The organism is Streptomyces sannanensis (assembly GCF_039536205.1).
GTDB lineage: Bacteria > Actinomycetota > Actinomycetes > Streptomycetales > Streptomycetaceae > Streptomyces > Streptomyces sannanensis.
Genome location: NZ_BAAAYL010000001.1, coordinates 6,712,996 through 6,739,044 on the forward strand (window position 1 = coordinate 6,712,996; position 26,049 = coordinate 6,739,044).

The window sequence follows — 26,049 nt, forward strand, 5'->3', positions numbered from 1 at the left end:
GGGCGGCAGGGAAGGAGGACGGAGGCGGCGCGGCAGGGGCCTGCCCAGACACATCAGGGGATCAGGCCAGCGACCTCCATTGTGCTTCCGCCGCCCCCCGGGCGCAGGTCGATCCAGTAGTCGCCGTACGCCAGCGGCTCCGCCGCCTGGTTCCCCTCCGGCCGGGGACCGGACCGGCCGAGAAGGAGCAGGAGGGAGATTCGGGCCGCAACCGGCACTTGTCCGGACGCCGCGCCCGGACGCGAGAGCCGTGTGGGCCGTGCTGATCGACTGGTCGCGGCCCGAGGCCGGGCATAGGGTCGAAGGATGGGGTGGGCGGAAGCGCTCACCGACCCTCCACGAGGGCACGATGCGCCATGACGAGCTCACAGCCCGCGTCGGCGAACGGCCCGAAGCGGCCCGAGACAGCGGCCGGGGAGCGTGGCGGCGGAAGCGGGATCGCACTCCTCGTCATCGCCTCTTGCCAGTTGATGGTGGTACTGGACATCACTATCGTGAACGTCGCGCTCCCACACATCCAGAGGGCTCTGAGCTTCTCCACCGCCGGCCTCTCCTGGGTCGTGAACGCCTATGCGCTCACCTTCGGTGGTCTGCTGCTCCTCGGTGGGCGGGCCGGCGACATTCTCGGACGGCGTCGCGTTTTCGTCTTCGGTGTGCTGTTGTTCGCTGTCGCATCGTTGCTCGGTGGTCTGGCGCAGAACTCCGGCCAGCTCCTTGCCGCTCGTGCCCTGCAGGGCAGCGGCGCGGCTGTCGCCTCACCGACCGCACTCGCGCTGATCACCACGAACTTCGCCGAAGGCCCAGCTCGCAACCGGGCCTTCGGCGCCTTCGCCGCGGTTTCCGCCGGGGGAGGAGCGATCGGGCTGCTGGTGGGCGGCGTTCTGGTCGAGTGGCTGAACTGGCGCTGGATCTTCTTCGTCAATGTGCCGATCGGTGTGCTCATCGCCCTCGCAACGCCCCGCCGCATCAAGGAGTCCGCGCACCAGCCGGGACACTTCGACCTCACCGGGGCGCTGACCTCCACCGCCGGAATGGCTTTGCTCGTCTACGGGTTCATCCGGGCCGCGCAGACCGGCTGGCGTGACGGGCTCACGCTCGCGGCGTTCGCCGCCGCGGTGGTGCTCCTCGGGGCGTTCATCGTGACGGAGCGACGCTCGACCCGGCCGATTACGCCGCTGCACATGTTCGCGGATCGCAATCGCGCCAGTACCTACGCCATCATGCTGAGTCACGCGGCCGCGATCTTCGGCATGTTCTTCTTCCTGACGCTGTTCGTGCAGAACGTCCTCGACTTCAGCCCCCTGCGGGCCGGTCTTGCGTTCCTGCCGGTCAGTGCCACCATCGCAGTGAGCGCCGCGCTGGCCTCCCGGCTCTTGCCGAGATTCGGGCCGAAGCCCTTCATGGTGGCCGGCGGCACTCTGGGCTCGGCCGGGCTGTCCTGGCTCACCCTGGTCGAGGTCCATTCCACCTACCTGGGCAGCCTCCTCGGGCCGATGCTTCTGTTCGGTCTCGGCATGGGCATGGAATTCGTGTCCCTGACGCTGACAGCCCTCTCCGGAGTTTCCCCGCGGGAGTCGGGTGCCGCCGCCGGCCTGCTGAACGCCCACCGGCAGGTCGGTGGAGTGCTCGGACTCTCCATTCTTGTCACGGTCTTCGGCATGGCCGGCCGCAACGAGGTGCAAGACCTGATATCGCACTTTCTCGCTCGGGCCGCACCGGCGGAGCGCATCGCATTCCTGCGGACCGGCCGGCTGCCCGGCACCTGGGCCGACCAGGTGCTCACCTCGGGAGTGTCTGCGGTCTTCATCATCGGGGCCACGTTCACCGTCGTCGCCACGCTCATCGCTCTCGTGGCCATCCAGGTGCGGCCCTCCGACCTGGCCCGCCTGCGGGGTGCGATTCCGGCCGTTCCCACGGAGTCGGCGGCGCCGGGCGCGGCCGGCGAATCCGGCAGCGGCCCGGCCGCGCGCGAACCGGGCACGGACCGGAGCGGCCGCGGCCCCTGACGGCCGCTCACCCCGAGTCCGCGAGCGGCCACCCGGCACGTACGTTCCACCGGCCCCCGCGGCCGCTGAACTCGATGGCGGTCAGCGGCGGCACATCGATCCGCCAGAACGTGCACTCAGGCGCTCCCAGTGCTCGTACGACCGCCGCGCGGACCACCTCGGGCTCGACCACGGCGAGCACCCTCCCCGGCTCGCCGGCCAGCGTGCCGAGCCAGTCGCCGACCCGCTCGCACACCGCCGGCAGCGACTCTCCACCGTGCGGCGCGCAGCCCGGGTCCGTCATCCAGGCAGAGACCGCCTTCGGCTCCGCGGCCGTGACGCCTTGCGGCACTCGCCGTCCAGGTGACCCTGTGGACCGCTTACGGCCTGGTCTTCGGCCACCTCGCGGAACGCGTGCTGGAGCCCCACAGGGCCTGGGGCGCGGGCCGTGGCCGCGGGGACGGCGGCCACACCTCGCTGAAGAAGCACGCGAAAGGGTCCGCCGGGACGTCCCGGCGGACCCTTTCGCCTTCACTCTCCGTCGGCGAGGGCGGCGAGATAGCGCTCGGCGTCGAGCGCGGCCGCGCAGCCGGTGCCGGCCGCGGTGACGGCCTGCCGGTAGAGGTGGTCGACCACGTCGCCCGCGGCGAAGACGCCGGGGAGGTTCGTGCGGGTGGACGGCGGGTCGACCTTGAGATGGCCGCCCTCGCCCAGATCGAGCTGGTCCGTGAACAACTGCGTGCGCGGGTCGTAACCGATGGCCACGAACAGCCCGGTGACCGGGAGTTCGGACGTTCGACCGGTCCTTGTGTCGCGCAGGGTCAGCCCGGCGAGTGTCTGCTCGCCGTGGATCGCGGCGACCTCGCTGTTCCAGGCGAACTTGATCTTCGGGTCTGTGAAGGCCCTCTCCTGCATGGCCCGGGACGCGCGCAGGGTGTCACGGCGGTGTACGACGGTGATGGACGTGGCGAAGCGCGAGAGGAAGGTGGCCTCCTCCATCGCGGTGTCGCCACCGCCGACCACGGCGATGTCCTGGTCCCGGAAGAAATACCCGTCGCAGGTCGCGCAGTAGGACACTCCGTGACCCGAAAGTGCCTCCTCGCCCGCCAGATTCAGTGTGCGGTGCTGTGAACCGGTGGCGATGATCACGGCCTTGGCGCGGTGGACCGCGCCCTCGGCGTCCGTGACGGTCTTGATGTCACCGGTGAGTTCGACGGCGACCACGTCGGCCCGGACCATCTCGGCACCGAAGCGCTCGGCCTGAGCCCGCATGCCGTCCATCAGCTCCGGACCCATGACGCCGTCACGGAAGCCCGGATAGTTCTCCACCGTGGTCGTCAGCATCAGCGCACCACCGGCGGTCACCGAGCCCTCGAACACCAGTGGCCTCAGCGCGGCCCGGGCTGCGTACAGCGCGGCCGTGTACCCGGCCGGCCCGGAGCCGATGACGACGACTTGGCGGATCTCGTTCTCGGCGGTCATGTGCGCTGCCTCCGGTACGGTGACGTCAGCCTACGCTGATCCGGTGCCGTGCTCCGCGGGAAGCGGGCCCGCACTGATCTACTGTGGACGTCATGGCGTCATCCGGCATTCCACGGCCCTGTTCCATCGCCGACACACTCGGCGTCATCGGGGAGAAGTACTCGCTGCTCGTTTTGCGCGAGGTCCTTTTCGGCGTCAACCGCTTCGACTCGATCGTGCGCAACATCGGCGCGCCCCGCGATGTGCTCGCCGCACGGCTGCGCAGGCTCGCGGACGCGGGCGTCCTGGAGAAGAAGCTCTACAACGAGCGCCCGGCCCGGTACGAGTACCACGCCACCGCGGTCGGCCGGGAGCTGCGGCCCGTACTTCTCATGCTGAAGGAGTGGGGCGACCGCCACCTCGCGGACGTCCCGCCGCTCGTCTGGGAACACTCCTGCGGTGCCGACCTCGACCCGGCGATCATGTGCCGGGCCTGCGGAGAGCAGGTCCGTACCGCCGACCTCACGCCTCGTTTCCAGGTCCCCGGCTGGACGGCACAAGGGGCTTCCTGACGCGCGTCCGGACCGGGGGCTCACTACGGGCTCGGTTCGCCTCCCCGCGTTGCGCTGCCGGGCCCGGCGCGGCAGGGTCGAAGCATCGAGGCCGAGGAGGATGCAGTCATGCCCATCGCGACGGTGAATCCCGCGAACGGTGAGACGCTCAAGACGTTCGATCCACTGGGGGCCGAGGAGATCGAACGGCGCCTGGCGACCGCCGAAGCGGCGTTCAGGACATACCGCACCACCGACTTCGCCGAACGCGCACGGCTCCTCAACCGCGCCGCCGACCTCCTGGAACAGGATCAGCAGGACATCGCCCGGACCATGACCACCGAGATGGGCAAGCCCATCGCGGCCGCCCGGGCGGAGGCGGCCAAGTGCGTCAAGGCGATGCGCTGGTACGCGCGGAACGCGGAGGAACTCCTGGCGGACGAGCACCCCTCACCCGCCGATGTGAAGGACGCGGGCGCGTCCCGCGCCACCGTCCACTACCGGCCGCTCGGCGTGATCCTGGCCGTGATGCCCTGGAACTTCCCCCTCTGGCAGGTCGTACGCTTCATGGCCCCCGCTCTGATGGCGGGCAACGTCGGACTGCTCAAGCACGCCTCGAACGTGCCGCAGACCGCGCTGTACCTGGAGGACCTCATCCGCCGGGCCGGTTACCCGGAAGGGTGCTTCCAGACACTGCTGGTGGGCGCGGGCGCCGTCGAGGGCATCCTGCGCGACCCACGCGTGGCCGCGGCGACACTGACCGGGAGCGAGCCGGCCGGGCGGTCGGTCGCGGCGATCGCCGGTGACGAGGTCAAGAAGACGGTCCTGGAACTGGGCGGCAGCGACCCCTTCGTGGTGATGCCGTCCGCCGACATCGATCAGGCCGCCCGGACCGCGGTCACCGCCAGGGTGCAGAACAACGGGCAGTCCTGCATCGCGGCCAAGCGGTTCATCGTTCATACGGACGTCTATGACGCGTTCACGGAACGCTTCACCGCACGGATGCAGGAGCTGACCGTGGGTGACCCGATGCACGACGCCACGGACGTCGGCCCCTTGGCCACCGAGCAGGGCCGCGCCGATGTGGAGGCCCTCGTGGACGACGCACTGAGCCACGGCGCGAGGGTCCTGTGCGGCGCGCAGCGCCCCGAGGGACTGGAACAGGGCTGGTACTACGCCCCGACGGTCCTCGCCGGCATCACCGACAGCATGCGGATCCACAGGGAGGAGGCGTTCGGGCCGGTGGCCACGCTCTACCGGGTAACGGACGTCGACGAGGCCGTGGCGCTGGCCAACGACTCGCCCTTCGGGCTGAGCTCCAACGTATGGACCCGGGACGAGGCCGAGGTACGCCGCTTCGTACGCGACCTGGAGGCGGGCGGCGTGTTCTTCAACGGCATGACCGCTTCCCACCCTGCGCTGCCCTTCGGCGGAGTGAAGCGCTCCGGGTACGGCCGGGAGCTCTCGGGCCACGGCATCCGGGAATTCTGCAACACGACCACGGTCTGGCACGGACCCGAGAAGGCCGGGTGAGCGGCCCCGCGTCTCAGTCATTCCGGCTGGCCAGCACCACCGCCAAGCGCAAGGCCGCTGCCGCCTGACCCACCAACTGCAACACCAACCGCCGCGGGCGGGCGCCGAACAAGGCGCCCGCCCCGTTCGCATCGGGTGCGCCGAACTGCACGGCCGGGACGCGCTGTACGAGACGTACGCCCCACAGTTCGCCGAGGACCGCTGCCGGGCGGAGATCGCCGGACGGCTCACCGAGGGCGACTGGGCGGTCGACCACGAGATCGCCCATGGCGTCGACGACACACCGGTCCGGGTCCTGGCCGCCTACCGGGTGCGCGGCGGGCTGATCGACCGTGTCGACTTCCTGGGCTGAGCCCACGCCCTCAGGGCTCGTCGTACTTCCGGCGAAGCCGTCGCTGGGTGAGCAGTTCATGGATGAGACGCCCGACGAGCGCACCTCCGTAGACCACCACGCCGATCCCCACGAGCCAGGACTGCAGGACCAGGACCGTTCCGAACGGTCCGTACATCACCGCGTTGGAGGCGATCTGCGGCGAGAAGACGAGCTGGGAGAAGATCCTCAGGCCGAGCAGGGCCACCGCGGTCACCACGGCCCCGGGCAGCAGGGCCCGCCAGCGGATCCGGGCACAGAGCAGGATCCACTGGGACCACCAGAAGAACAGGCACGTGCCGACCAGATCGCTCAGCCCGATGAGCATCGCCCGGAGCGGATTCTCCCTGGGCGGGGGAATGTTGACGAAGAGCACCAGGGAGAAGACGAGCACGGCCAGCCAGACGACATGCCGCCACATGGTGTGCCAGCGGGCCGCCGGCAGGTCCCAGACCTTTTCGTAACCGGTCTGCACGACGGATCCGAAGGTCACCCCGAACACCGCGAGCGCGGCGAGACCGAACGACGTCGTCTGCTTCCATGTTCTTTCCGGCACGTTGAACAGACGCGCGATCTCGTCCTGGGACGACGCCGACACCCCCAGACCCTGCCCCAGCCACCGGGCGAACCCCTTTCCGCTCGCGGGGTCGGCCGCTGCCACGACGATCAGCAACGGCACCAGGGTCAGGAACCCGAGCGCGGCGAAGCCCATGGCGCGATGCATCAGCTCCATCTCACGGCCGCGGTAATAAGCGAGGCCGATCGGAGAGGCAAGGATCCTGCGATGCAGGTACCGGAACCCGTGCACGTGGTGCGTCCCGAAACGCTTCAGGGGCATGTGTCGTCGACTACCCGGAAGAGAGCCGCGACTCGTCCGGCGTACGTCCGGATGGACGACCCGGCTTGTTCAGCCACCGGGCAGCAGATGACGTAGCTGCTGGGATGCTCCGTCAGATACTCGCCGAAGGACCGCGCCGGACGGTCCGTCAGATGAGACACCACATCGGAGACGGCACTCATCTCGCCGACGGCCACAGCCTCGTAGGAGGTCACCCAGCCGGTCACCTCCCAGTCCTCGGCCCCGTACCCCGCCCGTGAGGCACAGGACTCCTCGCGTGTCTCGGGAACGTACCGCAGGGTGCGCCCGGCGAACCGGCTCAGCTCCTCCGCAGCCTCGGCCGGCGTCAGCGCCTCCGGCCCGGTGACGTCGTACACGGCACCGTCATGCCCCTCGCCCGACAGCACGGCTACGGCCACATCGGCGATGTCCTCGTGTGCCACCGCCGACACTCGTCCGTCGCCGGCCGGGCCGCGGATCACACCGTCGCTGCCGGCCATGGCCGGCAGCCCCCAGGTACCAGCTGTCCCGCAGAAACGTATGGCGCAGCCCCGTGGAGCGGAGGTACTCCTCGGTGTACCAGTGGTCGCGGGCGAAGGTGACGGTCGCGTCCGGCGCCGCGCCGAGGAACGACACGTACACGATCCGCCCGACTCCCGCCGCGACCGCGGCGTCGACGGCGCTGCCATGGTCCCGCACCCGCTCGGTCCCTCGTACGCCGAGACGAGGAACAAGGTGTGCACACCTTCCAGGGCGCGCCGCATGGACGCCCCGTCGCCGTATACGGCGGACGGCGCCGCCGCCGCCCCGGGAAGTAGCGGCAGCCTGGACGGCACACGGCCGAGCAGCCGCATGGTGAGGTCCGCCTCGCAGCGGCCTCGCGCGACCAGGCCGCCGCGGCGGCCGCCCGCTCCGGCGACGGCGACCGATGGGCGCACGGTCTGCCCTTTCCCCGCGACGGCGGTACGCGAACCTCGGCCCTACGGATGGGCCCGTTGTCCCCCGGTCGAGTCGAGGAGGATCTGCGCGATGTCGGAGGTGAACACGGCAGCCCCGGCCGTGATCTGCCGCTCGCGGGCCGGGCCGGGGTGAACGAGAGCGGTGAGCCGGTCGCGCAGCGCGCCGGCATCAGGCGCGTACGCGGACACTCCGGCCGCCGCCATGGCGCGAACGCCCTCCGCCCCATGACCCGGGATGGGCCGGTATCCGACGACCGGGAGACCGGCGGCGAGTGCCTGGACCGCGGTCTGGCCGGCCGCGTTGTCCACCAGTGCGCCTGCGGCACCCATCAGATCGGCCAGATCAGTCACCCAGCTCAGCGCCAGCACGTCCGGCGTCTTCGACATGCGCAGCCGCAGCCGATCGTCGCGGCCGCACAGGATCACCGGGAGACAGCCCGTGTCCGCGATCAGCCGCGCCGTCGCCGCGAGGTCCGAGGCCACTCCCCAGGCTCCGGTGCTCACCAGCACGGGCGTGCGCCCCGGAGCGTACGAATCCAGGACCCTCGGCCAGTGCACGGGTTCCCTGCCACGGAGCCGGAACTCCGACGGCACCACCGGCCCCGTGGCAAACGCCGAGCGGCCCCCGTGCTCGCGCACCCGGGCCGCCGCCGTCCCGGTCACGCACAGGTGCAGATCGTTGCCGGGGTGCACCCACTGCCGGTGTGCCGCGAAGTCGGTGACGAAGACCGCACTGGGCACCGTCAGCGTGCCGCTCGCCCTGAGTCTTCCCGTGACCTGCGCCGCCAGATGGAAGGTCGCGACCACGGCGTCGGCTCGGCATTCGGCGACGGTGTCCAGCAGCCGGCGCTCCGCCGTCACCGCCAGGGGCGCTGTGCCCGGCCGGACCGGCCCGTCGCGGAAGAACGCCGCATAGACGGCGCCGTACAGCCAGGGAAAGTGGCGCACCGTCAGCCGGTACGACTCGCGCAGGGCCGGCCCGGCACCGCGCGGCAGCAGCTCGAGTACGTCGCAACGGGCCACGCGGTGACCGCGGGACCGCAGCCGCCGGGCCAGTTCACCGGCCACGGTGTCATGACCCGCACCCATGCTCGCGCTGACGATCAGAAGGCGTCGCTCCATGAGGCTCCAAGGACGGGGTGCCCACAAGCCAACAGCCGGCGCCCGGCCCCCGCACCCCGGGCACACCCGCACCGCGCCTGTTCGGGTGGAAAACGGGCGGCTGCGCCGTACCCCTGCCACACGCGCCGCACGCTCCGGCGGAGTATCGGCACGACGGCAGCCTCGGCGGATCCGAAGGACGGCAGATGCTCGACAGGCACGACACCAGCTCCTCGCGCCGGAAGGCCACCCCCCGCGCATCCCATGCCCGGCGGGTGGTGCTGATCACCGGGGCATCCTCCGGAATCGGGGCCGCGACCGCGGAACGGCTGGCCGCCGAGGGCCGCTGGGAGCTGCTGCTGAACGGGCGCGACGAGACGCGTCTGGCCCGTGTCGCGGCGGACACGGCAGGCACCGCGATTCCTGGGGACCTGACGGAGGAAGGCGGTTGCGCGCGGCTGGCGGAGGAGGCGGTGAGACACTCGGGCCGGGTGGATGTGCTGATCACTGCGGCGGGCATCGGCTGGGCAGGCCCGTTTGCCACCATGCCCCCGGACAGCATCGACCCCGTGCTCGACACCAACCTCAGGGCGGTACTGCGGCTGGTGCGGGAGGTACTGCCCGGGATGGTGACCCGCCGCCGCGGCCATGTGGTGCTGATCGGCTCGCTCGTGGCACGCCTCGGGGTGCGGGGGGAAGCCGTGTACTCGGCGTCGAAGGGCGCCCTGGTGCCGTTCGCGGACAGTCTGCGCTACGAACTCGCGGGCAGCGGGGTGCACGTGTCGATGGTGCTGCCAGGAGTGGTGGACACGCCGTTCTTCACCACCCGAGGGGTGCCGTACCACCGCGACTGGCCCCGTCCGGTGGCGCCGCAGCGCGTGGCCGACGCGGTCTGCGGGGTTCTGCGGCACCACCGGGACGAGGTGTACGTGCCGACCTGGCTGAACCTGCCCGTACGCGTGTCGGGGACGGTCCCGAGCCTGTTCAGGAGACTGGCCACGCGGTTCGGCTGACGGACGGGCAGGGTCATGCTCTCGGTTGCGCTGGCCGTGCTGGCCGCTTTCCTGAACGCGGTCGCCTCGGTGCTGCAGCGGCGTGCGGCAGCCGTGGAACCCGCCACCGTGACGGCGAATGGACGGCTGTCCTGGCTGGTGAGGCTGGTGCGGCGGCCGGTATGGCTGGCCGGAGCCGCGGCCATGGCCATGGCGGGGGCGTCGCAGGCGGGTGCCCTGGCCACAGGGCCCCTGGCGGTGGTGCAGCCGATCATGACGACGGAACTGCTGTTCACGCTGGCCGTGGGCAGCCTGGTGTTCCGGACCAGGCCCGGACCGGGCACCTGGTGGGCGTTCGCGGCGATGGCACTCGGGCTGGCGGCGTTCCTGGTGCTCACCGATCCGGGCGAGGGCCTGACGACCGTCCCGCCCGACCGCTGGCACCGGATCACCGTGCCGACGGTGGCAACGGTCGCCGCGCTGCTCGCGCTGTCCGTGCGGCTGCGCCCGGCAGCGCGCGCCGCGGTGCTCGGTTGCGCGACGGCCATCGGTTTCGCGGTCACGGCGGTCCTGGTCAAGGACACGCTGGGCCGGCTGCCGGAGGGGGTGGGTGCGGTATGGACGTCCTGGCAGCTGTACGCCGTTCTGATCATCGGCCTGGCGAGCTTTCTGCTGCTCCAGGTCACCCTGCGGGCAGGCACCCTGGTCGCTTCGCAGCCCGCCCTGACCCTCGGCGACGCGCTGCTGAGCGTCGTGTTCGGAGCGGTGCTCTTCGACGAGAGCATCGCCCTCGGCCCCCGTGTCGTGCCCGAAGTCGCGGCCTTGGCCCTGCTGGTCGCCGGCAGCGTACAGCTGGCCAGATCGCCGCTGATGGCAGGACCGGAGAAGGAGCAGATCTGGTGAACACCCCCTCCCTGCCGGCCTCCGCGGCGATCGGCGTCCTCGGCGCCGCGACCGCCTGGCACATCGGCCCCGCCGCCACCTGGCTGCCCCCCGTACGCAGGCTGCTCCCGTCCCTCGAGGGCCGGGGCACTCGGGACCATGTGGCCCTCACCTTCGACGACGGCCCCGATCCCGCCTCCACACCGCACTTCCTCCGCGCCCTTGACCGGCTCTCCGTCCGGGCCACCTTCTTCGTTCTCGGCAACGCCCTCGCCGACCATCCGGACCTCGGCCGCCTCGTCGTGGCGGAAGGCCACGAACTCGCCGTACACGGCTGGCGGCACGATCGCCCATGGCTGCCCGCACCCCGGCGTGACGCCCGCGAGGTGGCCCGCACCGCGGACCTGATCCACCACATCAGCGGTACCCGGCCCCTCTGGTACCGGCCGCCGTACGGCATCCTGACCGGCGGCCGCTGGGCCGCCGCCCGACGGGCCGGCCTGCGCCCGGTGCTGTGGTCGGCCTGGGGCCGCGACTGGACCTCGTACGCCAACCCCGACTCCGTACTCGTGGAGCTTCTGACGACCCTGCGCGGCGGCGGGACCGTCCTGCTCCACGACAGCGACCGCACCAGCGCCCCCGGTTCCTGGCAGGCCGCCCTCGAAGCACTGCCCGGCCTGGTCACCGCCTGTCGTCGGTCCGGCCTCACCGTAGGGCCGCTGGCCGATCACGGCGTGGGCGCGTAGCGGCGGGCACGGACCCGGCGACGAGAACCGCCACATGATTGCCGCTTACCGGCAGCCGAAGCGCCGCGCGACGTCGGAGCGCGGGCGGAAGGCGCTCGCGGCGCGGGAGCTGCCATGCCTCAGTCGTCGGGCTCCCGCCGACGACACGCGGAGTCAGTTCTCCATGGCGAGGGCGCAGGCGTCGCAGACGCGATCCGCGTACTCCGGTGGGTACCACGTCGAACCGGGATGCTCAGCGGGTTTCCACACGGCCACTTCCATGGCGAAGGTGTCCTTGCCGCAGAAGGTCCGCGGGCCGGGGGAGGAAGGATCCCCCGCGTCGGCCGGCGCCGCGTGCACCCGGCGGACGGGCCGCTCCGCGGCCGGTCGCGCGGGGGAGAGCCCCGGCACAGGTCTGTCGACCTCGTGCACCACGATGATCGCGCTCATATGTCGACGGTAGGCCTCAGGGCGGGAACGCGCTGGCCCACTGCTGCGTACCCCGGGTACACCCCCGAGCTGCCCCGCCTCTGATGAGCACGGCGGAGCAGCTCAGCCCCCTGGCACACCCATGCCATCGGGCAGATGCTGTATGCGACCGAGGGGATCGGACCGGTGCAGTCCACGGCGGCGAGACCGTCATGCGCCCGGCCGACACGATCCACACCCCACCCGGCGAGTGGCACCGGCACGGCGCCGTCCGAGAGGGGCGAGCACGTCGGCCCGCAACGGCTGCTTCTGGGGCGTAGTCGGCATCTGTTCGGCCCGAACATCACCCTCACGGGCGGCCCCGCCCCGGTGCGCACCTACATCGACGAACTCCTGCCCGACGTCCTCGACCGCAAGGTCGAGCCGGGTCGCGTGTTCGACCGCACCATCGGTCTCGAGGAAGTCCCGGACGGCTACCGGGCGATGGACCAGCGCGAAGCACTGAAGGTCCTGGTCCGGTCCTGAGCTGGAACGGCCCTGCGGAATGACGCCACCTGTACCCGCAGGGCTGCACCCGCGCACATCGGAGCGCTCCCGAGACCCAGGGTGCTGAACACTCAAGCCCAGACGACCTTGATCACGGCGTGGCCGGCTGAGGCCGCGCGCTGGTAGAAGGCCCGCAGGCCGAAGTGGAAGTGCTTCATCTCCGCCTCGTTCCATCCGTACAGCTGGGCTCCGTCAACCTTCCAGAGCGTGTCGAACGGCGTCTGCAGGAACTCCGCCGCCACGCGCACCTGGTCCGGGTCGAGGATCAGGAAACCGAGATCGATGTGAGCGGGGTCCTCTATGTGGCGTCCGCCGTAAACGGGCAGGAGGCTCGGCCCGCTCGGGCCGCTGCCACGGTCGGATCCCTTGGTGAAGAAGTCGTTGACGTGGCTGAAAGCCTTGCTGATGGAGGTGCTGACACCGGATGCATACTCTTCGCTGTGCTTGTCCCATGCGGCGAGCATGAACTCCGTCAGTCGGTTGAAATCCTCCTGGATCTCCTCGGCCGGAACGGCGCGAAAGTGCATGTCGATGCTCACGGGATGTGCCCTTGCTGCCGATGGTCGCTTCTTCGTGCGACAGAACCTATCCCGCGCCACTGACAGGGAGTGTTCCGGCGGCGGCATGCCACCAGCCGGGTGGGGAAGAAGGCGTCGCCTTCGCAACCGGTTCGGGTCGCCCAGCCAAGCTTTACGGCTGTGCGGATTGTGGCGTCGGTTTCTGTGCCGGCCGCGCGAGCTGAGTGGCCGCGCTGTCCAGGAGCATGTCCAGGGCTGCCGGGTAGGCGCTGTGGTTCATCCGTGCGGCCATCAGGCCGGCGGTGGCGGCGATGTGCGGGTGTGAGGTGGCCGGCAGCCGTGCGTAGGCCGTTTCCCACATGTGCCCGGCCTGTCCGACGTCTTCGCCCGCTACGCCGCGGACGAACTCTTCGACGAGATCGAGGAGATCGGCATCCGCGACGGAGCCAACCTCACCGTCGAAGGCTACGAGTTCGCCGCTGCGCCGGCCGCCGAGCCCAAGCTCCTGCTGGCCGACGAATCGACCACCGCCCTGGACGTGCCACCCAGGCCGAGGTCATGGCCATCATCGACGAGGCCCGCGCCGAACGTGGCCTGGCGATGGTCTTCATCACCCACGACCTGGAACTGGCCTCCGCCGTCTGCGACCGCATCGCCGCCGGCATCCTGCCGGGCCGTCACAGCCTGCCGTCGCACAGGTTGCGGCCCCCCGCAGCCGGCCCTAGCGTCGAAGCTGGGACAGTTCGTAAAGACTCCGCTCTCGGAGACATGGTCCGGCTGCCACTTCCCCCGCCGCCGGGGGCCTTACAAGCCCCGTGGCTCCTGGCAACCTCCGAAACCCGGTGCCGAAGGTCCGCCGCCCCGCCCCGGCCGGCACGGACAAGGAGCCACCATGAACATCAGGAGAAGCGCAGCGGCGGCCGCCGCCCTCATCGCTGCGAGCATCGCCCTCGCCCCCACGGCACAGGCCGACTCCACCGGCGCATCCACCTCGTCCGGACACTGTACGTCCGGATGGGTGTGCGGCTGGACCGACCCCGACTACACGGGCGTGGTGAGCCTCGTCGCGCAGGATTTCCCGTGGTACCCGGAGACGACGGCCTACGTCGGTTTCAACGGCGGCCTCTCGGTGTGGAACAGCGCCGCCACGTGGCACACGGGCGGCCATCTCTGGGGCCGGTGCGTCACCGTGTACAACACTGTCAACTACAAGGGCCAGAGCCTGACCGTCCGACCGAATCAAGGCATCTCGCGCCTCCCGGCGTCGTTCGGGAACATCCACTCCAACCGATTCCACCCGTGCCGCTTGTCCTGACTCGGCAACGTCGTGCTGGGCAGCCTTCGCTCGGCCGTAGAACCAGCCCCGCCTGGGGCGCCGTGGTGGTCCTATCGGGCCGATGTACCTGCTGCTGGGAGTGCAAGGCGTCGGCCTCGGAGGCCGGCTCAAGTTCCCCGGGGGCTGCGCCCACTCCCGCCGACCCTGGCCGGCCGGCTGGCGGGAGAGCATCTCGCATACCCCTGGATCAGGTGGAACCGGCACACCACCTCGACGGACGCAGCCCCACCGGGCCGAATTCCTACCAGTTGCAGGGGGCTTGCAGGTCGTGGATACCATCGGCGATCTCGGCCGGCCGAATAGGCCAGCCCGCCCTGTGCCAGTGAGCGATGCGCCAGGCCAGCCGCCGCGGCCAGACCGGTGTGGCAGGCAGTTCATTCAGTGGAACCCACGTCGGCCTACCGCCGTGGTTGTCGAGTTCTTCCCGAGCGCCGAGTTCCCCTTCGGTATTCAGCAGGAAGCAGTGCTCACGTCGATTGTCCTTCCAGACGCGTGCCACCTCGCTGACCACGCTTCCGGCCAAGCCCGACTCTTCTCTCTGCTCGCGGATCACCGCTGCGTGCAGCGTCTCTCCGTGCTCGACTCCGCCGCTCGGGATCTCGTAAAACTGCTCGCCGTCTTCTTCGAAGCCGATGAGCACCATCCGCTCGTCACGGATGACGATTGCGCCGGCCCTGATCCGTATCGGATCAGCTGCTTCCGGTTCATCCCACAGGGCCACGCTGGGCGCCCGGGCGGACCGCGAAGCATCACCGGGGCCTGGTCCGCAAGCGGGTCGGCGGGAAGTACGACCAGACTGAGGCTCGGCGGATCGCCGAGCAGGCGATCCGCAAGGAGGCCGCGGCAAAGAACCATCCGCGGCCAGCGATGCCCCACGCGCAAGGCTGCGGCCGTCGACCTCGCCGGGAGCTGGGTCCGCGCCGTCACTGCCACACCCCGGCGAACCATCACTGGTGACTGAACCCGAGGCCGCCATCTGTACCGGGGACGGCTGACAGTGGGGATGTGTGATGGCTTCTCCGCCGGGTTTTGTCTGACTCACGGGCCGACCGACACCCTGGACGCTACGGCCGCGAACCGTGCGTCTGGGCTTGATTAAAAAGTCAGGAGCATCCAACTCCGTGACGATCTACCTCAGCGGCTGGCTAGGATCACAGTCCACACGCTCCTGGGGAGGAACAACGCAATGGAACTGGCACCCGGCGAGTACGAGTTCACCTGCTACGAATGCGACGGCGACGGGTCTCTGCAAGTCATAAGGGGCACCGACGACGATGAACCCGAGCTCGTCGGGGACAAGTGCGACGAGTGCGGCGGCGAAGGAACCGTCAGCTACGACGAGGAGGAGGCGGCAGAAGCCATCGAGGTTGGCCGTACACCGCTGCGCACGCCTTCCGCTACGTAACGCCTGGTGCACGTGTAGCAGCGCGGCGAGCCGGCTGACTGTTTACCGCAGATTTTGCCCTGATATCTGCGGTACGACGGCTCTCGACCTCTCGGAACGTAGTCCGATCGGGGCGTGAAGCGACCTTGTTATCTGCGGCATCGCGCCGACCTACCGCTGCCGCACGATCCGACGCCGATGTTCCTCAACCCCCGCACCGCCGCAGCGCCTCGGCCGACCTGAGTTTCTGGACTTTCTGGCCCCCCCCAACGCGCGCACGCGCGTGGAACCCGTGAGACCGTCCAACCCGCGCACGCACGGCCCGGGGAGAGCCCCCCGGCCCCACCTCGAGCCGAACCACCCGTCGGGTCCGCCTGCACGAAGTGCCGGCGGACCCACCACCGGAAGGACCGACCATGACCGACAACCCGGAGACCTGCCCTGAGTGCGGCAGCGAGGACCTGTGCGGGGACCTGACCGCCTACTCCTACGACGGCGGCAAGACCGTCGTCACCGGCTACGAGTGCCGCGACTGCGGCCACAACTGGCGCGCCTGACAAACATCGCCGCATCGGCCCGCCGGACACCCGGCGGGGCTTCTTTCGGACCGTCAAACCACACCAGCACCTAACGCGTTCACGCGTGCCGGGGGGGAGGGGGAGGTGGGTCGATTCTTTGAGCGAGCAGGCGAGCGACCCTAACGCCTTGTCCCCCGGATTTTTGCGCGACCAAAAACCAAGAGCGGCCCAACGAGGAGGCGCCGGGTCTGGCTGATGACCCGGTTGAGGCTCTGGGGAACCACCCCGAAGAGCGGGGCGATGGTCACCTGCGGGAGCCGGTGACGCTGGTAGAGGAGGGCGGCCAGGAGCCGGTCGACGAAGGTGAGGCCGGGGCATCGGCCGGTGTAGAGGCCGGCTGCGGGCACTTTCTGCCGGTTTCTGCCGCGTCGTTGATGAAGCTCTGCTTCCCGCTGAATTTCACGTGCCGCTGCCGGCCTGGCGATCAGCTGGTTCCACTGCTCGTCCGGCATTCCGGTCGTCCATTCCCGCAGCACCGCCTCAGCTGTTCCGGTGGGCCGGATGCGTGCGTGCAGCGCCTCGGCCAGGGACAGAGGACGTCGCGCGTTCTCCGCTGCCTGGCTACGAGGAAAACAGTAGGGCGCATCTTCATCAGGGCCCTGCGCCAGGACGAGGCCGGTCCTGTCAAGCTGCACGCTCACAGCCAAAGGTTGGGCGGCCATCGGCGAAGAGTAACCTGAGTATCCGTACTCAGGCCGTGGCGTCCCGTCAAAGAGACGCTTGTGCCATGACAACGACACTTCCGCGGCCTGTGGAAGATCGACGCCGCCTGCATCTGGCAGCGGACATCGTCCTCGCGATCGTCCTGTTCGCCGTCGACGCCATCGTGTCCCTCATCGCGTTGTACCGCGGCATGGACGCGGCCGGGTATGCGTTCTTCGACACCGGCGCCGACCACACGCACGTCAGCATGACCAAGCCGGCCGTCCACGTCGTTGTCGCGGGTCTTGTCGTGCTGGTCACGGCGCTGTTCGCCTACAAGGGTCGCGCGTTCGTCACTGCCTGTGTCCAGGCCCTCGTCGGACTTCTTCTCATCCTCGGCGCGGCGGTCGGCCTGGTCGGCCAGTATCGCGAGGACCACCCTCCCGCACCGGAACCCGGCTACAGCGGACCGCAGTCGCAGTGCCTGTCCGGCGGCGACGACAGCGAGTGCCACGGTTCCTGAGCCGTCGGCGAAGGGCCCCGGCCACAGACGGCCGGGGGTCCTCATCGAGGCGGAACCACCGAGGCCGGCAGGAGCCATCGCCCAGGTGGCGGTCAGGGGCTGTCGGCGTCAGGCGTGAGGGCGAGGATGGCGACGGGCCTGCCGCGGCCATGACGGCCTGCCAGGGAGCGGCGTCGAAGATGAGCAGGATGGAAGTGATCCGGCTGTTGGTGAGGCGGAAGTGCTGACCGGTGAGGCGGTATGCACGTCGTGGACCAGGGTGGCCTCGGCGTCGCCGTACAGCTCGCTGATGGGGTGGACGCCGGTGGCGATGCCGAGGAGTCCGTCGAGGTCGCCGGTATGCACATGGTTCATAATGAAGTTGCACCCCCCACTCTTGTAGGGGGCGGTTCCACCAGAGGGCGGGGCAGGACTCGGCGGGCACGCTCGGCTTCCGGGCCGGCAAGGGCTGCCTATACCGAACTCGCCGCCCATAACAGCGCGTTGGTGGACGCAGCGAAAGCCTGGCATCTCGGCCTTGCGCGGTTGTGTTCGGCGATGACGGCCGGTACTCTATCGAGCCGTCTTCGTCCACTCGCCGCGCGTGGCCGCGTTCAGGACTCGACCGTCGGGGTGCCGCGCCGGCGCAGAGGCAGGTCGGGCTGCTCAGCGTTCCGGTTGAACCAGCTCGTACTCCCGTGAAGGAGCCGGCGCGTCGGGGAAGGCGTCAACAGGGGCCGCCCGGATGGCCACCAGGGCCGACCGGCCCTATGCGGCGCGTGACCTGCCCGGGCACAGTGGACAGCACACAGTGACCGTACCGAAGGAGGCGCGATGACACAGAGTGTGACAGCGGGAGTCGACGGATCGCGCGAGAGCCTGACCGCCGCCGCGTGGGCTGCGGGAGAGGCACGCAGGCGCGAACTGCCGCTGCGCCTGGTGTACGCCTGGGACTGGCAGCCGCAGGTGTACGGGGTGCTGGCCGACCCCGCGACGCACCGCGCCTGCGCGGATGAGGTGCTCGCCAAGACGGCGGCCCTGGTGCGGAAGCAGAATCCCGACGTCGAGGTGACCGCTGAACGCGCCGACGGGCCTCCTGCGGCGGTGCTGTCCGCGGAAGCGGGGCGCTCGGCCGTCCTGGCGCTCGGCTCGCGTGGCCTCGGCGGCCTCGCCGGATTCCTCGTCGGGTCCGTGTCCCAGGCGACACTGGCCCGCGCCGAGCGGCCCGTCGTGGTGGTTCGAGGGGACGACGAGGACACTTCGCTTCCCGCGCCGGAGGCCGACGTCGTGCTCGGCCTGGACCTCCAGGAACCCCACGACGACGTGATCGCCTACGCTTTCGAGTCCGCCGAACGGCAACACGCGCGGCTGAGGATCGTCCACGGCGTCACTCCGCCCGCTGTCTTCGGGGACTACTCGGCCGTGCGTGACCCCGGCGTGCGCGAGCGGCTCCTCGCGGTCGCCGGCGAGACCCTGACCTCGTACCTTGCGCCCTGGAAGGACAAGTTCCCCCGCCAGCCTGTCGTCCAGCAGGTCGAGATGGGCCGCCCGGCCGGAGTGCTCCTCGACGCGTCGTCGGGCGCCTCCCTCGTCGTCGTGGGGCGGAGGATCTCCCGCATCCCGCTCGGGCCGCGCATCGGTGCGGTCACCCACGCGGCCCTGCACCATTGCCGGGGCCCCGTCGCAGTGGTACCGCACGCCTAGGGCATGCCCGCACCCGATGGGTCGGCTTGGTGCTCCAGTCTGACTTCGCGATCTTGTGGCGGATGCCAAATGGATAGATCACGAAACTGCACGGGCCTCCGCCGACTTGAAGTCACAGGTCAAGGGGCTGGTGTGACCGGTGCTCAGGGTGCTCACGCTGGTCATGGGCGGCTGTCTGCGTAGTAGATCGTCCGTCAGCGGTTGATTGCCGGTTTTTCGGTGCTCGAATCGGTGGCGGACGTGCGCTTCCCGACCAGTGACAGGCGTGACTCCGACGCCGTGGTGTTCGGCCACGGAGCCTCCGCAAAAACCCGTTGGCGGAACCATGGCGGCCACTGCTACGTTTCCGGAGGCCGTGCAAGAGAGCGAGGAGGTGGTATCCGTGAACGTATCGACATGGGTGCTCCCCTCCGGGGTCACGGTCGGGCGATAGGTCGTCCGGGAGCGCCGTTCAATGGCACTCCCGAAAGGCACGACCATGCAGTTCACTTCTGAACAGCGTCTCGACGACGCTGTCCTCGAGCGCGAATTCACCCTCGGTGAGATCCCCGGCATCCTGTGGACGCCCGGATCCGCATCCACATCCGCACCGGCGCCGCTGATCCTGCTCAGCCCCCCTCCTCTCGGGCTGCGCAAGACGTACCCCCGACTGGTGGCCCGAGCCCGGCACTCCGCGGCGGACGGCTTCGCCACGGCCACCATCGAACTCCCCGGAAGCGGCGACCGGCCCCGTTGGCCCGCCGCCGAGCAGGCCCGCGCCGACCTGCGCCGGGCACTGGAGGCCGGCGAACCGGTCACCGCCGAGATCATCGACGCCCTCATCCTCCCCCTGGTCGACAAGGCGGTCCCGGAATGGCAGGCCGCCCTTGACGCCCTCCTGTCGCTGCCCGAGATCGGCGGCCCGGTCGGGTACTCGGGGGGAGTGATCTCCATCGGGACCCGGCTGGCGGTGGTCGAGCCGCGCATCTCGGCCGCCGTTCTGTTCGCCGGGAGTTTCGTCCCTCGCGCCATGTTCGAGGAGGCCCGCCAGGTCACCATTCCGCTGCACGTCCTGCTGCAGTGGGACGACGAAGGCAACGACCGACAGGCGGCCCTGGACCTGTTCGACGCCTTCGGCTCCAAGGAGAAGACCCTGCACGCCAACATGGGCGGGCACACCGGCGTCCCGCAGTTCGCGGGGGACGCCGCGGCCCAGTTCTTCACCCGACACCTGAAGTGACGCCGGGCCGTCAGGCCACCAGCAGACGGTGAGCCGTGTCGGCCAGGATGCTTCGCCGCGCGGGGCGGGGAGGTCATCCTGATCGACGGCACCTTCATTCCCACCCAGCGCCGCACGGGAAGGGCCAACCGTCGGAACTATTCCGGCAAACACCGCCGTCGCGGCCTGCACTTCCTCGCTCTGACCGACGAGAGGGGCCGCCTGATCTGGATATCCGCCGCCCGGCCCGGCAGCACCCACGACATCACCGCCGCCCGCCACGACCACGTCCTGGCTCACCTACGCGCCGCCGGCCACGACTGTCCTCCTGGCCGTTCCACCAGCTCGGCGCGTTCATCGCCTACAAGGCGAAGCGTGCCGGGGTCCCGTTCATCGAGGTGGACCCGGCCTACACCTCGCAGCGCTGCCCGCGCTGCGGCCACACCGAGCGCGGCAACCGCCCGACTCGAGACACTTTCCGCTGCCCGCGCTGCGGCCTCGCTGGGTCGGCCGACCACGTCGCCGGGGTCAACGTGCGCCAACGCGCACGCTCGGCGTGGGTATTCGTCAACATGCCCGATCCGGTCCCCGCATAGCGGACGTGACCGTCCTGTCGTAGGGGGCAGGAGCAGTGGCACCAGTTGTGCCGCTGCTCGGAGTGTTGCCGGCGCGGCTGGTGCCCGGCCGATGCCTGGTCCGGGGGCGGGTGGCGCCTGTGGCCGGCGGCGGGCGGCCATCGGCAGGCCGCCTGTCTTCGGCGTGGGGGTGCGCAGACCGTCCATCCCGATGGGCGGCGGCCGGGCGGGCGCTGGACCTGGCGGGGGAGTCAGGTCTCGTCGTCGGGGGTGCGCTCTCCCTCGGCCTGTGACGGAGTGGTCCGGGGGGTGTCGGGGTGCCGTTCCTCGACGGGTTCGGGATCTTCTCCCTCGGCCTGGGAGGGGGTGGGGTACTCGTCGTACTCGCTCATGGGGACCTCCCCACGCTCGGGCGTGTATGTACGGAGAGTAACGCACAGAAGGGACGGCGGCCTCCTGGCGCGGGTCACGTTGGGCCTTGGCGGTTGCGTGGTGCGGTCGGCACGTCTCTCTGGCGCTCATGCGGAAGGGGCCCAGGTGTCGGCCCCGGGGTCGGGGCCGACACCTGGGCCCGTCGGTGTCGGCAGTTGTCAGCCGATGGAGTCCATGAAGCTCAGCATCCGAGCATTGATCTGCTCCGCGTGGTCGATCTGGGGTCCGTGACCGGTGTTTTCGACGATCTCGGCGCGGGCGTCCGGTATCAGGCGCGGGACACGCTCGACCTGGCGATGCGGGTGCACGAGGAGGCTTCGCTTGCCGAGCACCAGGTAGAGCGGGGTGCGGATGGTGTGCAGCTCGTCCTCGCCGAGGGGCAGGGGAACTGGGCGCCGGATGCGGTAGGCACGGACGCCCGCCCTGATCATCGTGCGCAGCTCGGGCACGATGAGGACCGGCTGTTCCAGCCAGGCCGCCAGGCGGGGGCGTAGCGCTTTGGGTGCGAAGGTCGCGAAGAGGCTGGCGAAGATCCAGGCGAAGAAGCGCAGGCCGACCTTCTCCAGTCCGCCGGGGTCGAGCAGGGTCACCGAGGCGAGGCGGCCGGGCCTGCGGTGCGCCTGGTTCAGCACGAGCCAGCCGCCGTAGGAGGAGCCGACGAGGTGGACGCGGTCGAGGCCGAGGCCGGCGAGCGCCTCGTCCAGCCACTGGGCAGCGCGCTCGGGCTGGTGAATGGGCTCGCGCTGGATGCTGCGGCCCGGGTCGCCGGGAGTGTCGAGCGTGTAGACCGGGCGGTCGGCACTGAGGGCTGCGGTGTTCGGGTACCACATGGCGGAGCAGGTTCCCGCGCCATGCACCAGCACGACCGGGGTGCGGGATTCGGCGGCAGGGTCCGTGGGGCCGTACCGGTAGACGTGCGTTGTGCCGAAGCTGGTCTCCACGTCGAGTTCGGCGCGGATGGGCGCCCCCATCGCGTAGACGGCGTCGCAGGCCGCGAAGTACCGGTCGCGCAAGGCATCGTTCACATAGCGGCCGACATCGGCGCGGGCGCGGGTCGTGGATTCGGTCACGGCCACCTCCTGGAGCATTCGCTTTCGTGATACGACCGTATCACGATGATGGTACGGCTGTACCATGAAGAGGGCCTGGGCGGGTCCACAGGTAGGAACCGACGAGGGGAGATGCGGCCGATGCCCAAGCGCGTGGATCACGAGGAACGGCGCACCGAGATCGCCGAGGCGCTCGTCCGGGTCGCCGGACGGCGTGGCCTGCATGCGGTGGGGATGCGGGATGTGGCGGCAGAGGCAGGGGTGTCACTACGGCTGGTGCAGTACTACTTCCAGACCAAAGAGAAGTTGCTGCTCTACGGACTGCAACACCTGGCCGTCGGCTTCGGTGAGCGGGTCGCCGCCCGGGTCAGGGCTGCCGGGGAGAACCCCGGGCCGCGCGCGATGATCGAGGCCATGCTCATGGCGTCGTTGCCGACCGATGAGGAGAGCCGCACCTTCCACCTCGTCTACACCTCGTACGCCGTTCTGTCCGTGACCGACGGCGCGCTCGCCGCCCAGCCGTTCATGAAGAACCCCGACGCTGCGGAGGAGGCCGTGACCGGCCTGCTCCAGCAGGCGCGGGACGCGCGTCTCACGCGGCCTGATCTGGACGCACGACTGGAGGCGATCAGCCTGCTCGCCATGTCCGCGGGACTCGGCACCAGCATCCTCGTCGGCCAGCGCAGTCCACAGTCCGCCACCGCTGTCCTGGGGCATCACCTGGACCGGATCTTCCAGGGCGATGGGCGTCGCTCACCGAGCGCGGCGGACGCAGAGTGACGTCTCTTCTCGTCGGCGCCGAAAGCAAGCCACGGCGGCGCCCCCGAACCGGCCGGGCTCCAGCGCCCGGCTGCATTCCTCGGTGATTCTCGCCGTACCGGAACGGGAACCGTCCGGCGCAGGGGAACGGCCGGACAGAGGTCAGGGGGAGGATGTGAACGGACCGGCCTCGTCGAAGCGCTCGGCGTCGAGGGGAGATGCATGGTGACGACCGAGCCCGCTGGTGACACGACGATTCCACCTCCATGCCGGTGCGCCTGGCTCGGGGAGTGCTGGGAGCGCTGCTGCTGATCTGGGGCCGGCACGGACAACCGCGCGGGTGGCCGTCTGTCCCCCGCGGTGGTCGGCGGTGCCGACGGTCTCCTGCCTGCTGCCGAGGGTCCCTCGGCCGCCCTGGACGGCGGCGGCGTCGTCCGTGGTGGCCTTGGCGGTACCAGCCATCTTGTTTCACGCTACATCTAAATGCATAATGCACTTATGCATAAGCGGGTTATGGATCCAGAGGTCCCGGAGGACCTGATCATCGTTATGGAGCGGATGATCCGTTACGTGCGCCGCAGCGCCACCGCCGGCGGCCTGAGCAGCGCGGCCTCCTTCGTGCTGGCTCGCCTGAGCAGCGAAGGCCCGCAGCGGCTGACCGAACTGGCCCGGGCCGAAGGCGTCTCTCAGCCGAACATGACCCAGCTCGTCACCCGCCTGGAACGTGCGGGCCTGGTACGGCGCATCGCCGACCGCAGCGACGGACGGGGTGTGCTGGTGGAAGTCACCGACACCGGCCTGGAGATCTTCCGGCAGCGACGCGCCGAGCGCGCCCAGGCCCTGCACCAGCTCATCGAGGAGCTGACCGAGCCGGAACAGCACGCGGTGAAGGTCGCGCTTCCGGCCCTGGCCCGCGCGATCCAGGACCGCCAGCCGCGATCCTGACCCCCTTTGCACCCCACATTGCTCCCCATTCACAACAACCGCTCGAAAGAGAACCGCATATGAGTGCACCGCACGGAAAGGCTGCCAGCCCGTTCAAGCAGCCGAAGGCCGTCTGGGCCGTCGCGTTCGCCTGCGTCATCTCGTTCATGGGCATCGGTCTGGTCGACCCGATCCTGCCCGCGCTGGCCGAGAGTCTTCACGCCTCGCCCAGCCAGGTCTCCCTGCTGTTCAGCAGCTACCTGATCGTCACCGCCGTCGCCATGCTGATCGTCGGCTGGGTATCCAGCCACCTCGGCGCCAAGCGCACCCTGGTCCTAGGCCTGGCCATCATCGTCGTCTTCGCCGCCCTCGCCGGCACCACCGACTCCATCAGCGGCATCGTCGGCTTCCGCGCCGGCTGGGGACTGGGCAACGCCCTGTTCATCGCCACCTCCTTGGCGGTCATCGTCGCCTCCGCCAGCGGCGGCTTCGGCGGCGCGATCATCCTGTACGAGACGGCCCTCGGTCTCGGTATCGCTGTCGGCCCGTTGCTCGGCGGCGAGTTGGGAGCCATCAGCTGGCGCGGCCCCTTCTTCGGTGTCGCCGTCCTCATGGCCATCGCCCTGGCCGCGACCCTCGCTTTCGTCCCTGACCTGCCCAAGCCGAAGAGGCCCACCTCGCCGCTCGCCCCGCTCAAGGCGCTGCGCCATCGCGGCCTGCTGACCATGGGCATTATGGCCCTGCTGTACAACTGGGGCTTCTTCACCATGCTCGGCTACGCGCCCTATCCCATGGAGCTGAGCGCCCACCAGCTCGGGCTGGTGTTCACCGGCTGGGGGCTGCTGGTGGCGGCCTTCAGCGTCTTCTTCGCGCCACGCCTGCAGGCCCGCTACGGCACTGCCCCGGTCCTGTACGCCAACTTGCTCTGCCTCGGCATCGTGATGGCCGTCATCGCCGTCGGCGTCGACACTCCCGTCGTGGTCATCGTGGCGGTCATCGTCAGCGGTGCCTTCATCGGCATCAACAACACCCTCACCACACAGGCAGTCATGCTCGTCTCCCCGGTCGAGCGCCCCGTGGCATCCTCCGCCTATGGCTTCCTCCGCTTCATCGGCGGCGGCCTGGCCCCCTTCGTCGCCGGCAAGCTCGCCGACGCCACCGACCTCAGCGTCCCCTTCTACCTCGGTGCTGCCACCTTCGTCCTCGCGATACCCATCCTGGCCAGCGGCCACCGCCTGCTCCGGCAGGCCGAGCAGCACACCGGCGAAGGCGAGCCCGTCACTCTCACCCTCACCCCCGTCGGTGCCCCGGCCGCCACTGACCGGCCGCCGCTCATCGTCGCCGTCGGCGCCCACGACAAGGCCGCCGCCATCGTCGACGCCGCAGCACAACTCGCCCTCGACACCGGCAGCCCTCTGGAGATCGTCCACGTCCAGCAGACCGCTGTCGTCGAGGAACAGGCCGTCGACACCGAGACCACCGACCAGGCCCGCGCTGCCGTCACCGCTCACCTCGACCGGCTCACTACCCGAGGCATCCCCGCCACCGGCCAGATCCTCACCAGCGTCGGCGACCACGCCGCCGCCGGCCGCGCCCTGGCCCAGCACGCCGCCGACATCCACGCGGGCACCGTCGCTGTCGGCCGCTCGCCGCGCGGCCCCCTCGCCCAGTTCGCCGACGGAAGCTTCACCACCGCCCTCACCCACGCCGCCGCCTGCAGCGTCGTTCTCATCGACCCCGACAGCACTCCCCGGCCCTTGACCGCGGCCACCCTGGCGAAGCTGCGCAGCAGTGCAACCTGATCCCGACGGCCCGGCATAGGCATCTCGTGGCGGGGCGCTCCACAAGGAGCGTCCCGCCATTTTCGGGCATGGAAGACGGCCGGCGCGAACCCCTCTCCGCGACTTCGGTCTTGCCGCGCAGCACCCGCTGGTCGCCGACCATTGCGAGGGGCCGGTCGGAGGAAGGTGGTCTGCAGGCCCTGGGGCCGGCTGCCGCTGAGAACCCGAAGGAAATCGCCAGCTCAAGCGGGTCGCCGCGCGATGGCCGGCCGACTGTGCCAGCGATGCCCAGCAG

At 70.1% G+C, this 26,049-nt stretch carries 28 protein-coding genes and 5 pseudogenes; 19 read left to right on the forward strand and 14 right to left on the reverse strand.

Going from position 1 to position 26,049, the window contains the following annotated elements; translation table 11 throughout:
• Nucleotides 1-356: 356 nt before the first annotated feature.
• Nucleotides 357-2,006 carry an MFS transporter gene (locus tag ABD858_RS31325; protein ID WP_345043906.1) on the forward strand — a complete coding sequence of 550 codons (1,650 nt, stop codon included), beginning with the start codon at nucleotides 357-359 and terminating at the stop codon, nucleotides 2,004-2,006.
• A 7-nt stretch (nucleotides 2,007-2,013) separates the two neighbouring features.
• On the opposite strand, the gene ABD858_RS31330 is transcribed toward ABD858_RS31325, so the two are convergent.
• Entirely contained in the window at nucleotides 2,014-2,289 is a 276-nt protein-coding gene (locus ABD858_RS31330) for a histidine phosphatase family protein (protein WP_425586284.1), read from the reverse strand.
• Between the two features lie 35 nt (nucleotides 2,290-2,324).
• On the opposite strand from ABD858_RS31330, the pseudogene ABD858_RS36960 reads away from it, so the two are divergent.
• Nucleotides 2,325-2,411: pseudogene (locus ABD858_RS36960) on the forward strand (CbtA family protein); the annotation flags it as partial.
• 105 nt (nucleotides 2,412-2,516) lie between these two features.
• Here the strand turns inward: ABD858_RS36960 and trxB are convergent.
• A complete protein-coding gene (gene trxB, locus ABD858_RS31335) occupies nucleotides 2,517-3,467 on the reverse strand; it encodes a thioredoxin-disulfide reductase (RefSeq protein ID WP_345043908.1) in 951 nt (316 codons plus the stop codon).
• A 92-nt stretch (nucleotides 3,468-3,559) separates the two neighbouring features.
• Between trxB and ABD858_RS31340 the strand changes: the two genes are divergently transcribed.
• Both ABD858_RS31340 and ABD858_RS31345 read left to right on the forward strand, forming a co-directional pair.
• Nucleotides 3,560-4,018: a winged helix-turn-helix transcriptional regulator gene (locus tag ABD858_RS31340; RefSeq protein ID WP_345043911.1), complete on the forward strand. Its 459-nt coding sequence runs from the start codon at nucleotides 3,560-3,562 to the stop codon at nucleotides 4,016-4,018.
• 108 nt (nucleotides 4,019-4,126) lie between these two features.
• A complete protein-coding gene (locus ABD858_RS31345) occupies nucleotides 4,127-5,530 on the forward strand; it encodes an NADP-dependent succinic semialdehyde dehydrogenase (protein WP_345043913.1) in 1,404 nt (467 codons plus the stop codon).
• Nucleotides 5,531-5,543: 13 nt separating this feature from the next.
• On the opposite strand, the gene ABD858_RS31350 is transcribed toward ABD858_RS31345, so the two are convergent.
• From ABD858_RS31350 to ABD858_RS31365, 4 genes and pseudogenes are all read right to left on the reverse strand, one after another.
• Nucleotides 5,544-5,888, reverse strand: coding sequence for a hypothetical protein (locus ABD858_RS31350; protein WP_345043916.1), 345 nt, complete (start codon nucleotides 5,886-5,888; stop codon nucleotides 5,544-5,546).
• A gap of 4 nt (nucleotides 5,889-5,892) precedes the next feature.
• Entirely contained in the window at nucleotides 5,893-6,738 is an 846-nt protein-coding gene (locus tag ABD858_RS31355; RefSeq protein ID WP_345043918.1) for a YhjD/YihY/BrkB family envelope integrity protein, read from the reverse strand.
• 69 nt (nucleotides 6,739-6,807) lie between these two features.
• Nucleotides 6,808-7,676: pseudogene (locus ABD858_RS31360) on the reverse strand (NAD(P)H-binding protein).
• Nucleotides 7,677-7,718: 42 nt separating this feature from the next.
• Nucleotides 7,719-8,819: an MGDG synthase family glycosyltransferase gene (locus ABD858_RS31365; protein WP_345043921.1), complete on the reverse strand. Its 1,101-nt coding sequence runs from the start codon at nucleotides 8,817-8,819 to the stop codon at nucleotides 7,719-7,721.
• A 185-nt stretch (nucleotides 8,820-9,004) separates the two neighbouring features.
• Here ABD858_RS31365 and ABD858_RS31370 point away from each other — a divergent pair, with 185 nt between their 5' ends.
• From ABD858_RS31370 to ABD858_RS31380, 3 genes are read left to right on the forward strand one after another with little or no spacing between them, the layout of a single operon-like run.
• The gene (locus ABD858_RS31370) at nucleotides 9,005-9,811 is read left to right on the forward strand and encodes an SDR family NAD(P)-dependent oxidoreductase (RefSeq protein WP_345043924.1); all 807 of its coding nucleotides are present in this window, start codon (nucleotides 9,005-9,007) and stop codon (nucleotides 9,809-9,811) included.
• 15 nt (nucleotides 9,812-9,826) lie between these two features.
• A complete protein-coding gene (locus ABD858_RS31375) occupies nucleotides 9,827-10,693 on the forward strand; it encodes a DMT family transporter (protein ID WP_345043926.1) in 867 nt (288 codons plus the stop codon).
• On the forward strand, nucleotides 10,690-11,418 hold the full coding sequence (locus tag ABD858_RS31380; protein WP_425586285.1) for a polysaccharide deacetylase family protein: 729 nt from the start codon (nucleotides 10,690-10,692) through the stop codon (nucleotides 11,416-11,418). The genes ABD858_RS31375 and ABD858_RS31380 overlap by 4 nt, the downstream gene beginning before the upstream one ends.
• Nucleotides 11,419-11,571: 153 nt before the next feature.
• On the opposite strand, the gene ABD858_RS31385 is transcribed toward ABD858_RS31380, so the two are convergent.
• The gene (locus tag ABD858_RS31385) at nucleotides 11,572-11,847 is read right to left on the reverse strand and encodes a hypothetical protein (RefSeq protein ID WP_345043929.1); all 276 of its coding nucleotides are present in this window, start codon (nucleotides 11,845-11,847) and stop codon (nucleotides 11,572-11,574) included.
• A gap of 318 nt (nucleotides 11,848-12,165) precedes the next feature.
• Here ABD858_RS31385 and ABD858_RS31390 point away from each other — a divergent pair.
• Nucleotides 12,166-12,351: pseudogene (locus ABD858_RS31390) on the forward strand (IMP dehydrogenase); the annotation flags it as partial.
• A gap of 92 nt (nucleotides 12,352-12,443) precedes the next feature.
• On the opposite strand, the gene ABD858_RS31395 reads toward ABD858_RS31390, so the two are convergent.
• Together ABD858_RS31395 and ABD858_RS31400 are read right to left on the reverse strand one after the other, a co-directional pair.
• The gene (locus ABD858_RS31395) at nucleotides 12,444-12,911 is read right to left on the reverse strand and encodes a DUF1877 family protein (RefSeq protein ID WP_345043932.1); all 468 of its coding nucleotides are present in this window, start codon (nucleotides 12,909-12,911) and stop codon (nucleotides 12,444-12,446) included.
• Nucleotides 12,912-13,062: 151 nt separating this feature from the next.
• Nucleotides 13,063-13,251, reverse strand: a complete 189-nt coding sequence (locus ABD858_RS31400) for a hypothetical protein (RefSeq protein WP_425586286.1) — start codon at nucleotides 13,249-13,251, stop codon at nucleotides 13,063-13,065.
• A 531-nt stretch (nucleotides 13,252-13,782) separates the two neighbouring features.
• Between ABD858_RS31400 and ABD858_RS31410 the strand changes: the two genes are divergently transcribed.
• Nucleotides 13,783-14,205 carry a hypothetical protein gene (locus ABD858_RS31410; protein ID WP_345045121.1) on the forward strand — a complete coding sequence of 141 codons (423 nt, stop codon included), beginning with the start codon at nucleotides 13,783-13,785 and terminating at the stop codon, nucleotides 14,203-14,205.
• 262 nt (nucleotides 14,206-14,467) lie between these two features.
• Here ABD858_RS31410 and ABD858_RS31415 read toward each other — a convergent pair whose 3' ends face one another.
• Complete coding sequence (locus ABD858_RS31415) at nucleotides 14,468-14,947, reverse strand: NUDIX domain-containing protein (RefSeq protein WP_425586287.1); 480 nt, start codon at nucleotides 14,945-14,947, stop codon at nucleotides 14,468-14,470.
• Nucleotides 14,948-15,412: 465 nt separating this feature from the next.
• On the opposite strand from ABD858_RS31415, the gene ABD858_RS31420 reads away from it, so the two are divergent.
• Both ABD858_RS31420 and ABD858_RS31425 read left to right on the forward strand, forming a co-directional pair.
• Nucleotides 15,413-15,631 (forward strand): hypothetical protein, encoded by a 219-nt coding sequence (locus ABD858_RS31420; protein WP_345043934.1) that lies wholly within the window; start codon nucleotides 15,413-15,415, stop codon nucleotides 15,629-15,631.
• 395 nt (nucleotides 15,632-16,026) lie between these two features.
• On the forward strand, nucleotides 16,027-16,167 hold the full coding sequence (locus ABD858_RS31425) for a hypothetical protein (RefSeq protein ID WP_345043937.1): 141 nt from the start codon (nucleotides 16,027-16,029) through the stop codon (nucleotides 16,165-16,167).
• Between the two features lie 194 nt (nucleotides 16,168-16,361).
• Here ABD858_RS31425 and ABD858_RS31430 read toward each other — a convergent pair.
• Nucleotides 16,362-16,646 (reverse strand): annotated as a pseudogene (locus ABD858_RS31430) (helix-turn-helix domain-containing protein); the annotation flags it as partial.
• A gap of 269 nt (nucleotides 16,647-16,915) precedes the next feature.
• Between ABD858_RS31430 and ABD858_RS31435 the strand changes: the two are divergent.
• From ABD858_RS31435 to ABD858_RS31455, 5 genes and pseudogenes are all read left to right on the forward strand, one after another.
• Nucleotides 16,916-17,353, forward strand: a complete 438-nt coding sequence (locus ABD858_RS31435; RefSeq protein WP_345043939.1) for a DUF6234 family protein — start codon at nucleotides 16,916-16,918, stop codon at nucleotides 17,351-17,353.
• An 813-nt stretch (nucleotides 17,354-18,166) separates the two neighbouring features.
• On the forward strand, nucleotides 18,167-19,036 hold the full coding sequence (locus tag ABD858_RS31440; RefSeq protein ID WP_345043941.1) for a universal stress protein: 870 nt from the start codon (nucleotides 18,167-18,169) through the stop codon (nucleotides 19,034-19,036).
• A 478-nt stretch (nucleotides 19,037-19,514) separates the two neighbouring features.
• Nucleotides 19,515-20,255, forward strand: a complete 741-nt coding sequence (locus ABD858_RS31445) for a dienelactone hydrolase family protein (protein ID WP_345045044.1) — start codon at nucleotides 19,515-19,517, stop codon at nucleotides 20,253-20,255.
• A gap of 96 nt (nucleotides 20,256-20,351) precedes the next feature.
• Nucleotides 20,352-20,504: pseudogene (locus ABD858_RS31450) on the forward strand (transposase family protein); the annotation flags it as partial.
• A gap of 50 nt (nucleotides 20,505-20,554) precedes the next feature.
• A complete protein-coding gene (locus tag ABD858_RS31455; protein WP_345045046.1) occupies nucleotides 20,555-20,830 on the forward strand; it encodes a zinc ribbon domain-containing protein in 276 nt (91 codons plus the stop codon).
• 230 nt (nucleotides 20,831-21,060) lie between these two features.
• Here the strand turns inward: ABD858_RS31455 and ABD858_RS31460 are convergent, their stop codons facing one another.
• Both ABD858_RS31460 and ABD858_RS31465 read right to left on the reverse strand, forming a co-directional pair.
• A complete protein-coding gene (locus tag ABD858_RS31460) occupies nucleotides 21,061-21,201 on the reverse strand; it encodes a hypothetical protein (RefSeq protein WP_345043944.1) in 141 nt (46 codons plus the stop codon).
• Nucleotides 21,202-21,399: 198 nt separating this feature from the next.
• On the reverse strand, nucleotides 21,400-22,317 hold the full coding sequence (locus ABD858_RS31465; protein WP_425586288.1) for an alpha/beta fold hydrolase: 918 nt from the start codon (nucleotides 22,315-22,317) through the stop codon (nucleotides 21,400-21,402).
• A gap of 114 nt (nucleotides 22,318-22,431) precedes the next feature.
• On the opposite strand from ABD858_RS31465, the gene ABD858_RS31470 reads away from it, so the two are divergent.
• Complete coding sequence (locus ABD858_RS31470; protein ID WP_345043948.1) at nucleotides 22,432-23,070, forward strand: TetR/AcrR family transcriptional regulator; 639 nt, start codon at nucleotides 22,432-22,434, stop codon at nucleotides 23,068-23,070.
• A 141-nt stretch (nucleotides 23,071-23,211) separates the two neighbouring features.
• Here ABD858_RS31470 and ABD858_RS31475 read toward each other — a convergent pair whose 3' ends face one another.
• On the reverse strand, nucleotides 23,212-23,511 hold the full coding sequence (locus tag ABD858_RS31475) for a hypothetical protein (protein WP_345043949.1): 300 nt from the start codon (nucleotides 23,509-23,511) through the stop codon (nucleotides 23,212-23,214).
• Nucleotides 23,512-23,547: 36 nt separating this feature from the next.
• On the opposite strand from ABD858_RS31475, the gene ABD858_RS31480 reads away from it, so the two are divergent.
• A complete protein-coding gene (locus ABD858_RS31480) occupies nucleotides 23,548-23,994 on the forward strand; it encodes a MarR family winged helix-turn-helix transcriptional regulator (RefSeq protein ID WP_345043950.1) in 447 nt (148 codons plus the stop codon).
• 59 nt (nucleotides 23,995-24,053) lie between these two features.
• The gene (locus ABD858_RS31485; protein WP_345043953.1) at nucleotides 24,054-25,775 is read left to right on the forward strand and encodes an MFS transporter; all 1,722 of its coding nucleotides are present in this window, start codon (nucleotides 24,054-24,056) and stop codon (nucleotides 25,773-25,775) included.
• Nucleotides 25,776-26,049: the final 274 nt, after the last annotated feature.